Consider the following 1429-nt stretch of genomic DNA (forward strand, 5'->3'; position numbering starts at 1 on the left):
TCCGCGCTGCGCTTCAGGCCTTGGCCTTGCGTCCGAACCATCCACGTTTGGTAGGCTCCGCCGGGGGTTCCTGCGCATCGGTCACGGTTTCTTCGGCCGGTGGCGCGCCCACGGCATCGCGGAAGTTGTTGAAGAACTGGTCGGCCATCTTCTTGGCAAAGCCGTCGATGATCCGGCTGCCCAGTTGTGCCAGTTTGCCGCCCACCTTCGCTTCGACGTCGTAGTGCAGCAGGGTCTGGCCATCCTTCTCTTCGAGCCGCACGTCCGCGCCGCCCTTGGCGAAGCCCGCAGCACCTCCCTTGCCCTCGCCGGTGATGGTCAGGGATTGGGGCGCCACCATATCGGTGAGTTGAACCGCACCCTTGAAGGTCGCTTTGACGGGGCCGACTTTCTGGACCACGGTCGCCTCGAACCCCTCTTCGGCGGAGCCTGTCATCTCCTGACAGCCGGGCACGCAGGCTTTCAGGACTTCGGGGTCCAGCAGGGCGGCCCAGACGGTTTCGCGGTCTGCCGCGATCAGCTTCGTGTCACTCAGGTTCATGGAAAAGCCTTCCGTTTAATCTGGTTGGAGACTAGCAAAAAAGGGCGCTCGGCCATATGCGACCAAGGGCCAGCGCCTAGCGGACGGGCGGCTGAAAGCTGAGCCCGTAGGAGGCGAAGATCGCTTCGATCCGCCCGTCGTCGAGCGCCGCAAAGATGGCATCATCCACCGCATAGGCGAGGGCGCGGTAGCGGAAATTGACCGCCACCCCCAACGTCCAGCGGCTGACGGCGAAACCGGCCAGCGGGGGTTGATGAATGCCGAGCCTTTCGGTCACCCCGTGTTCAAGCTGGCCGAGCGGACCCATGGCGGCCTTCGTCTCGCCTGCGTCGAGCGCGGCCATCGCGCGGGCCATATCGGGATAGTGCATCACCTGGCCTGAAAGCTGACCGCCCGCAAAGGACGAAAGGTAGAAATCCGAAATCGAGTCGTTTTCAACCGCCACACTGTCGAAGCGGAAATAGGCGGGCACCGGTTTTTCATCCGGATAGGCGTCTTCGCGGTAGGCGATGGCGATGGACTCAGCGGCATACTGCCCGGTAAAGACCACCTGTTCCACCCGGCAGGCAAAGGCTGAATCGTAAGGCACCCGCATCATCGCATTGGACACCCGCCCGCCGATCACCGGACCCTTCCAGATGTTGTTGCGCAGGTCGGCTTCGAGGTTTTCGTCCGCCGCCACGAACGCGAACCGCGCCTCCACCCCGAGGCTTTCGGCGATGAGCGCCGCGATCTCTACATCCACGCCCCTTGGTTTGCCGGCCTCTTCCCAGCTGTAGGGCGGATAGTCTTCGTAGACGGCAAAGCGCATGTGGCCCTGCTCCACGATCGTATCGAGATCCTGGCCCACCTCGTCCCGGCCCGTGTTCTGGGGTTTTGGCTGCGGGA

At 63.5% G+C, this 1429-nt stretch carries 2 protein-coding genes; both read right to left on the bottom strand.

Annotated features, from left to right (window positions below):
• Positions 1-13 precede the first annotated feature (13 nt).
• Positions 14-541 carry a CoxG family protein gene (locus A3728_RS13625; RefSeq protein ID WP_067924723.1) on the bottom strand — a complete coding sequence of 176 codons (528 nt, stop codon included), beginning with the start codon at positions 539-541 and terminating at the stop codon, positions 14-16.
• Positions 542-617: 76 nt separating this feature from the next.
• Positions 618-1429: substrate-binding periplasmic protein (locus A3728_RS13630; protein ID WP_067924725.1), on the bottom strand; the 812-nt coding region annotated here is incomplete at its 5' end.

Origin of the sequence: Sulfitobacter sp. HI0040, from assembly GCF_001634885.1 — a bacterium.
In the GTDB taxonomy this organism is placed as follows: Bacteria; Pseudomonadota; Alphaproteobacteria; order Rhodobacterales; family Rhodobacteraceae; genus Sulfitobacter.